This window comes from Mesorhizobium sp. M2A.F.Ca.ET.037.01.1.1 (genome assembly GCF_003998075.1).
GTDB lineage: Bacteria > Pseudomonadota > Alphaproteobacteria > Rhizobiales > Rhizobiaceae > Mesorhizobium.
In genome coordinates, this window is sequence record NZ_RZSA01000278.1 from 1 (window position 1) to 6,904 (window position 6,904).

Annotated in this window: 11 protein-coding genes and 1 tRNA gene; 4 read left to right on the forward strand and 8 right to left on the reverse strand. The window is 62.9% G+C overall.

What is annotated here, in order from left to right; all coding sequences use genetic code 11:
- Positions 1 to 261, reverse strand: a 261-nt coding sequence (locus EOA27_RS15700) for an FAD-dependent monooxygenase (RefSeq protein ID WP_148669960.1), incomplete at its 3' end; no start/stop codon positions are given.
- Positions 262 to 345: 84 nt separating this feature from the next.
- Between EOA27_RS15700 and EOA27_RS15705 the strand changes: the two genes are divergently transcribed.
- On the forward strand, positions 346 to 1,035 hold the full coding sequence (locus tag EOA27_RS15705; protein WP_126083059.1) for a TetR/AcrR family transcriptional regulator: 690 nt from the start codon (positions 346 to 348) through the stop codon (positions 1,033 to 1,035).
- A 1-nt stretch (position 1,036) separates the two neighbouring features.
- On the opposite strand, the gene EOA27_RS15710 is transcribed toward EOA27_RS15705, so the two are convergent.
- On the reverse strand, positions 1,037 to 2,050 hold the full coding sequence (locus EOA27_RS15710) for a YeiH family protein (RefSeq protein ID WP_245467394.1): 1,014 nt from the start codon (positions 2,048 to 2,050) through the stop codon (positions 1,037 to 1,039).
- A gap of 112 nt (positions 2,051 to 2,162) precedes the next feature.
- On the reverse strand, positions 2,163 to 2,657 hold the full coding sequence (locus tag EOA27_RS42120) for a hypothetical protein (RefSeq protein ID WP_245467399.1): 495 nt from the start codon (positions 2,655 to 2,657) through the stop codon (positions 2,163 to 2,165).
- Between EOA27_RS42120 and EOA27_RS15715 the strand changes: the two genes are divergently transcribed.
- The 3 genes from EOA27_RS15715 to EOA27_RS15725 all read left to right on the forward strand — a co-directional run bounded on the left by EOA27_RS15715 (position 2,553) and on the right by EOA27_RS15725 (position 4,892).
- On the forward strand, positions 2,553 to 3,044 hold the full coding sequence (locus tag EOA27_RS15715; RefSeq protein WP_348525986.1) for a GNAT family N-acetyltransferase: 492 nt from the start codon (positions 2,553 to 2,555) through the stop codon (positions 3,042 to 3,044). The two genes, EOA27_RS42120 and EOA27_RS15715, sit on opposite strands and share 105 nt — an antisense overlap.
- Positions 2,962 to 3,300 (forward strand): ACT domain-containing protein, encoded by a 339-nt coding sequence (locus EOA27_RS15720; protein WP_348525987.1) that lies wholly within the window; start codon positions 2,962 to 2,964, stop codon positions 3,298 to 3,300. The genes EOA27_RS15715 and EOA27_RS15720 overlap by 83 nt, the downstream gene beginning before the upstream one ends.
- Before the next feature lie 158 nt (positions 3,301 to 3,458).
- Positions 3,459 to 4,892, forward strand: coding sequence for an aldehyde dehydrogenase family protein (locus EOA27_RS15725; protein ID WP_127256642.1), 1,434 nt, complete (start codon positions 3,459 to 3,461; stop codon positions 4,890 to 4,892).
- A gap of 121 nt (positions 4,893 to 5,013) precedes the next feature.
- On the opposite strand, the gene EOA27_RS15730 is transcribed toward EOA27_RS15725, so the two are convergent.
- From EOA27_RS15730 to EOA27_RS15750, 5 genes are all read right to left on the reverse strand, one after another.
- Entirely contained in the window at positions 5,014 to 5,193 is a 180-nt protein-coding gene (locus EOA27_RS15730; protein ID WP_126083057.1) for a hypothetical protein, read from the reverse strand.
- Positions 5,194 to 5,374: 181 nt separating this feature from the next.
- The gene (locus EOA27_RS15735; protein WP_126083056.1) at positions 5,375 to 5,770 is read right to left on the reverse strand and encodes a hypothetical protein; all 396 of its coding nucleotides are present in this window, start codon (positions 5,768 to 5,770) and stop codon (positions 5,375 to 5,377) included.
- A gap of 30 nt (positions 5,771 to 5,800) precedes the next feature.
- On the reverse strand, positions 5,801 to 6,034 hold the full coding sequence (locus EOA27_RS15740) for a hypothetical protein (protein WP_126061207.1): 234 nt from the start codon (positions 6,032 to 6,034) through the stop codon (positions 5,801 to 5,803).
- Positions 6,035 to 6,241: 207 nt separating this feature from the next.
- Positions 6,242 to 6,315, reverse strand: a tRNA-Gln gene (locus tag EOA27_RS15745).
- A 45-nt stretch (positions 6,316 to 6,360) separates the two neighbouring features.
- The coding region (locus EOA27_RS15750) for a tyrosine-type recombinase/integrase (protein WP_145970366.1) at positions 6,361 to 6,904 on the reverse strand (544 nt) is incomplete at its 5' end.

Consider the following 6,904-nt stretch of genomic DNA (forward strand, 5'->3'; position numbering starts at 1 on the left):
AAGCAGCACCGTGCCGTGCCGGTCGAGCACGCGGCTAGCCGCGCCGCCTTGGTGGATGATGGCGTGGAAGGCTTCGGTGAGGCCAGCGGCTTCGAGCGCGATCTGTCCATTATACTCGTGGATGTCGATCTGCCCGCCTTGCGTGCACGCCGATGCCGAAGCCTCCGCTTCATAGACCGTTACAGCTATGCCGTGGATATGAAGCACGCGCGCCAGGGTGAGGCCGCCAAGACCCGCGCCCACGATTGTTACCTCAGTCATCGTCTGATCCTTTTCGACGAGAGATTGGAACGATGTTCCATAAATAGTATTTGGAACGTCGTTCCATTCATGTCAAGATGCGGCATGGCAAGGAGTGGACGGGTTGAGCGGCGCACCGATGCGCTTTCGAAGGAGCGGATCATCGGGGCCGCGATCGAGATCCTGGATTCAGGCGGCGAGAGCGGGCTGACTTTCCGTGCGCTCGCGGCACGCCTGGCGACGGGAAGCGGGGCGATCTACTGGCACGTCAAGGACAAGGACGAACTGCTCGCCGCGGCGACCGAGGAGGTCATCGACCGTGTCATGAGCGAGGCGGTTCAAGAAGCGGAACCACGGGAGGCGATTCGGGCAGTTGCGCTGGGGCTGTTCGATGCGATCGACGCGCATCCCTGGGCGGGCGCCCAGCTTTCGCGGGCGCCGTGGCAGCCGGCAGTGGGGCGGATATTCGAAAGCATCGGCAGTCATCTCGACGCGCTCGGTGTTCCGGACCGAGCGCTGTTCGACGCGGCGTCCGCGCTGGTCCACTACATCCTTGGCGCCGCTGGCCAAAACGCGCAGAACGCCGCCAACGCCCGTCCTTTGCCGCCTGGCACCGATCGGGAAGCATTCCTGTCGACCGTCGTCGAGCGATGGACGAGGTCGGACCCCGCCGGCTATCCGTTCCTGCTTCGCACTGCCGCGCGGTTTCACGAGCACGACGACCGCGAGCAATTCCTCGCCGGCGTGGACCTCATCCTGGCCGGTATCGGAACGCTCCGCCGGGATTCCCAGTAGGTCAGACGAACCTCACCAGCACCAGGCTGAAGCCCGCAATGACGAGGAAGGCCGAGAAGGCCAGCATCAGCGGCCGCAGGCCGCGCGAACGCAGCTCCGAAATATCGGCCTGCAGGCCCATGGCGGCGAGGCCCATGGTCAGCATGATCTGCGTGGCCAAGGCAGTCGCCGAATGGATCTGCGCCGGGATCGCGACCAGGCTGTTCAGCGCCACCACCGCGACGAAGGCCGCGACGAACCAGGGCATCGGCGGCTTGGCGCCGGAAGCGTCGGAGCTGCCGCGGCGCGCCATCAGGCCGAGCGCGATCACCATCGGCGCCAGCATGGCGACGCGAGTGAGCTTGGCGACGGTCGCGGTCTCGCCGGCGAGAGTGCCGTTCTGGAAGCCGGCGCCGATCACCTGCGCCACCTCGTGGATCGAGGCGCCCGCCCACAGGCCGAAAGCGTGCTGGTCGAGGCCGAAGACCGGCGCCAGCAGCGGGAAGCCGAGCATGGCGATGGTGCCGAACAGCGTGATGGCGGCGACCGCATAGGTGACGTCCTCATCGCGCGCGTCGGTGACGATGTTGGTGGCGACGATCGCCGAGGCGCCGCAGATCGAGGTGCCGGCGGCGATGAGTTGCGCGAGCTTCCGGTCGACGCCGATCAGCCGTCCAAGCGTGACGGTGAACAGGAAGGTGGCGCAGAGCGTGGCCGCGACGATGCCGACGCCGCCGAGGCCGATGCCCGCCACCTGGCCGAGCGTGAGCTGGAAGCCGAGCAGCACGATGGCGAAGCGCAACAGGCGCTTTTGTGAAAACGCAATGCCGGCCTTGGCGTGTGCGGGCACGCCGAGCATGTTGGAAAAGATCATGCCGACGACGACAGCGAGGATCATCGGGCTGAACAGGCCGGAGAAGCCGCGCGCCGAATAGGCGACGCTGGTGATCATCGCCACCAGCACCAGTCCCGGCATGTTGCCGACCGAGATCGCGGTCAGGGCAGAGTGCCTGCGCCCGACGGTGGCCGGGTTCAGGTGATCTGGAAGATTGTTCGCGGTGGCGGGCAGGAAAGACAATCGAATTCTCCAGGCGCGCTCGGTGCCGGAATGCCATTCCCGGACTAATCTTTCAAACGAATTATTCGAGTTATAACGATCGATTTTTGCGAACGATTGGCGAGCGGGTTGGCCCAATAACCGGCACCGGCCGAGCCTTGACGCTTGCCGGTTCCTCCTCCAGCTTGCCGCGATGTTCTCCCGCGCGCCCGCCAATACCAAGCGACGCCGCTTTCGCCGAGTGCGGAGCGGCAGGCCGATTGCGCGACGATAAGCCCGATACGATAGATAAGGTTCGTTCGTTTCCTGCCCCGCCCGCGACTTCAGCCGGCGGGGTTTTCATATCTGGAGCCTCGCAATGACCATCGATTTTCCCATCCGATTTCGGACGGCCGAAGCGGCGGACGCCGCCGCCATCCGCGACATCGTGCGCGCCGCCTATGCCAAATGGGTGCCGGTAATCGGCCGCGAGCCGCTGCCGATGCGCGCCGATTACGACAAGGCTGTCGCCGAGCATCCATTCGACCTCGCCGTTGCGCAGGATCGCATTGTCGGGATGCTTGGATCCGTCCTCGCCGACGATCATCTCTGGATCGAGAATCTCTGCGTCGCGCCGGAGGCGCAGGGCAAAGGGATCGGCCGGCTGCTACTGGAGCGGGCAGAGGGCAAGGCGCGCAAGGCCGGGCGCCATCAGCTTCGCCTGCTGACCAACGGCGCGTTCGAGGCGAATGTGTCGCTCTATAAGAGGCAGGGCTATTCGGTCGACCGGGAAGAGCCGTTCATGAACGGCTCGACCGTTTATATGAGCAAGAGGATCGGGGATGACCGGCAATCGGAGCGGGGCCATGGCTGCCAGGATCAGGCTGAAGCAACTGCCAGGCCTATACGCGATTTCGAGGCTGGAAGCTGGACATGGCATTCCCGATTGGGCGGACGGGCCGGGTTTCGTCAGCATCACCAGAACCGAGGATGAGCTTTCGATAACCTGCCTGCAGGAGCGCGTACCGGCTTCGGTCAGGCACGACAGCGACTGGGTCGCCTTCAAATTCGAAGGCCCCTTTGCCTTCGGTGAAACCGGCATCGTGCTGTCTGTCATTCGGCCGCTGTCGGAGAACGGGCTGGGCATCTTCGTGGTGTCCACCTTCGATGGCGACCACCTGCTGGTGAAGGCCGCCGATCAAGCCGCGGCGGCCCGGCTGCTGGGTGACGCTGGACATACGCTGCTGTAATCGGTCCCGGTGGGCGTCAGCCGGCACGTCAGGCTCGACGGACGGCTGGCTCAACCGCCCGCGCTTGCGTTTGACAGGGCGCTTGCGGCATCGTTATCTCTGGCGGTATACGACGACCCACTGCAATCGAGCACCCGCGGCTGGCCGAGGAGGAAAACATGTCCCACAATCTGCAATTCTATATCGACGGCGCCTGGGTCGATCCGGTCGTGCCGAACACGCTCGATGTCATCGATCCCTCGAACGAGGACGCTTTCGCGCAGATATCGCTGGGCTCCAAGGCCGATGTCGACAAGGCGGTGGCCGCCGCCAAGCGCGCCTTCGGCAGCTTCGGCTTCACCTCGGTCGAGGAGCGGCTCGACATCCTCAACCGCGTCATCGAAATCTACAAGAAGCGCAGCAAGGACCTCGCGCTCGCCGTTTCGCGCGAGATGGGCGCGCCGCGCCAGATGGCGCTGGACAGCCAGGTCGGCGTCGGCCAGGCGCATCTGGAAAAGATGGCCGAGGTGCTGAAGACCTTCCAGTTCCGCCACGTCAAAGGTTCGTCGCTCATCGTCAAGGAGCCGATCGGCGTCGTCGGCCTGATCACGCCGTGGAACTGGCCGCTGAACCAGATCACCTGCAAGGTGGGCCCCGCGCTTGCCGCCGGCTGCACCATGGTGCTGAAGCCGTCGGAGGTCGCGCCGCTCGACGCCATCATCTTCGCCGAGATCATCGACGAGGCCGGCGTGCCAAAGGGTGTGTTCAATCTCGTCAACGGCGATGGCCCGACCGTCGGCCAGGCGCTGGCCGGCCACCCGGATGTCGACATGATGTCCTTCACTGGTTCGACCCGCGCGGGCATCCTCGTCGCCAAGGCGGCGGCCGATACCGTCAAGCGCGTGCACCAGGAACTGGGCGGCAAGTCGGCCAACATCCTGTTCCCGGACGTCGATCTGGAGCGAGCCGTCACCAAGGGCGTCGCCGGCTGCTTTGGCAACAGCGGCCAGTCCTGCAACGCGCCGACCCGCATGTTCGTGCCGCGCGACCGTCACGATGAGGCGGCCGGTTACGCCAAGAAGGCGGCGGAGAAATTCACCGTCGGCCCGGCCGACGCGCCCACCTCGAAGCTCGGCCCGGTGGTCAGCCAGATCCAGTTCGACAAGATCCAGGACCTGATCCAGAGCGGCATCGACGAGGGCGCCACGCTGGTCGCCGGCGGCCCCGGCCGCCCGGCCGAGCTCAACCGCGGCTACTACGTCCGCCCGACCGTCTTCGCCAACGTCACTCATGACATGCGCATCGCCAGGGAGGAGATCTTCGGCCCAGTGCTGTCGATCATGCCTTACGACACGGTCGAGCAGGCGGTCGAGCAGGCCAACGATACGGTCTATGGCCTGGCCTCCTACATCCAGGCCAAGGACATCGAGAAGGCGCGCGACGTGGCTGCCCGCATGCGCTCCGGCAACGTCTACATCAACTACCCGACCTGGGACGCCGGCCTGCCCTTTGGCGGCTACAAGCAGTCCGGCAACGGCCGCGAATATGCCGAATACGGCCTGGAGGATTTCCTCGAGATCAAGGGCATCGCGGGGTATGAGGCGGCGGAGTAGGGAGCCCGGGTTCACAACCGGAAGAGTGTCCAGGGCGACCGGCAGCCGCCACCCACCTCGAAACGCAAAAGGCCTCGCCGGCGAGATGCCCGCGAGGCCTTTTTCGAGCGCGACTTGCCGATTAGCGGCGGTCGCCGCGGCTGTCGTGGTGGCCGCCGTTGTTGGCGGCGCCAAGGCACATGCCATAGTAATCGTCATGATTGCTGCACGAATTGATGGTCGTCTGCTGGGCATAGGCCGAAGTTGCCAGGCCGGTAACAGCAACAACTGCGAAAACTGCATTGCGAAGGATCTTGGTCATCTCGATTTTCCTTTGTTTAAACTCCGGACGAGCCGGTCGATGACGGTTTTCCTGCGATTGCGTTTCGGTTTAATGGCGCTTGAGCGCGTATTTCGTATCGAAATGGAAACTGTCCATCCCTGCAGCGGCCCAAGCCGGCCGGCACTCTGCAGGCAACGATAAACTCGTTTGCATGCAAATGTTACGCGCCGGGCGTTTCCGTGCAATGCGACGGAAACATTGATCGATCATTTAGACCGCCATCATGAAGGCGACGAGGATTGTCTCCGCCATAGCCTTGGCGAAACAGGGATAGGTCTATGTCGATATTGAAGACGTTGAATCGCATGGGTATGGCCTTGAAATACGCCCAGGACGGCCACAGGACGGCGGGGATGCTGAACGGGCTGCTGCCCGGCGCGCGTATGGATGTTGGTTTCCCTGTGATGCCGATAACCAGGCATCTGTCGCCGAACATCTGGGACGATCCGAGATAACCGTCGCCAGGAAGCTTTGATCGTCGAAGTGCCCGGGTGGCAATCATCACCTTGCGAGCTTCGGGCAATACGCCGTAACCACGCTTCTCGGCGCCTTCCAAGCTCGTCACGAGCGTGTCGACGTCTGCGGTTTACCCGCGGCCCGCCTCGATGATACCGACCATCGCCCGGGTAAATTCAACCATACTGTTTGCCGTGATGGCTGCATTGTCGGGAGATTGCCCGATATGCTCGGCGGCTCCGCAACATGATCGTCGGATGCTGTCGTAGTAGGGATCTCTCTCATCGTCCGGCATCGTCGCCAAATTCAGGGCACGGCGGTGGATCATGCGCAACAGTTGCGCCAATGCTGTTTCGACACTCATGCGTTTGCTCCGCATCGGTCGAGCGTCTCGGCACACTGAGTGCCGGATCGTCGATCGGGGACATTCCCGATTCGAGCAGGCTGCGCCGTAGCTATTAATATATAGTTGATTGCTAATATAACCGGAAAATCAACCGGAGCTCAGCCGACATCGATACCCGTTGCGATGAATTTACGGTTCAAATGTGGGAATGCGCGGAGAAAACTTTGGCTGGGGAACCTGGATTCGAACCAGGACTAACGGAGTCAGAGTCCGTGGGTCTACCGTTAACCTATTCCCCAAAAAGCCTTTGATTTCAAGACTTTGGCCGAACGAGAGAAAAGCGGTTAGACACTTTTCTTGCGGGAGTTAGACAAAACCCGTTCTCGTTTCGAGCCGGCTTGTATCACATTCGCCATGTCGATCAAGACCCCTGATACGTCCGCGCTCGAAGAATAATGCTCGGCCATCTCGATCGTCTCCTGGCCGAGGAAATTCTTGATGTCCTCGAGCCGGTAGCCTTGTTCGCGCAGGTCGGTCGCCACCGAGTGCCGAAGGCCATGCATCGTCAGGCCCTTGCCGGCGAGGCCGCGCGCCACGCAATCGTCGAAGAATTTTCCGATCGAAGCGGAGAAGCCCATCTCGGTCCAAGGCTTCCTGTGCGAATTGAGGCATAGCATCGTGACGTCGATCTCTGAAACCGGCCATGCCTCCAGCGCCTCGTCCAGGATCTTGCGCAACTCGCCTAACGCCGGCAGCTTCATGATCTTGCCGTTCTTCGAGGCCCGGAAAGAGATATAGCCGTCGCGATAGGCCATTCGCGGCAGCCGCAGGATATCGCCGCGTCGCATCGCCAGGAAGCGCGCAAGCGCGATTGGGACCTTGTAATGG

Bases quoted from the DNA above. Each gene is read 5' to 3' on its own strand.
- EOA27_RS15705 (WP_126083059.1), top strand. From the start codon at position 346: ATGGCAAGGAGTGGACGGGTTGAGCGGCGCACCGATGCGCTTTCGAAG.
- EOA27_RS15715 (WP_348525986.1), top strand. From the start codon at position 2,553: ATGCGCGCCGATTACGACAAGGCTGTCGCCGAGCATCCATTCGACCTC.
- EOA27_RS42120 (WP_245467399.1), bottom strand. From the start codon at position 2,657: ATGATCGTCGGCGAGGACGGATCCAAGCATCCCGACAATGCGATCCTG.
- EOA27_RS15725 (WP_127256642.1), top strand. From the start codon at position 3,459: ATGTCCCACAATCTGCAATTCTATATCGACGGCGCCTGGGTCGATCCG.
- EOA27_RS15730 (WP_126083057.1), bottom strand. From the start codon at position 5,193: ATGACCAAGATCCTTCGCAATGCAGTTTTCGCAGTTGTTGCTGTTACC.
- EOA27_RS15740 (WP_126061207.1), bottom strand. From the start codon at position 6,034: ATGAGTGTCGAAACAGCATTGGCGCAACTGTTGCGCATGATCCACCGC.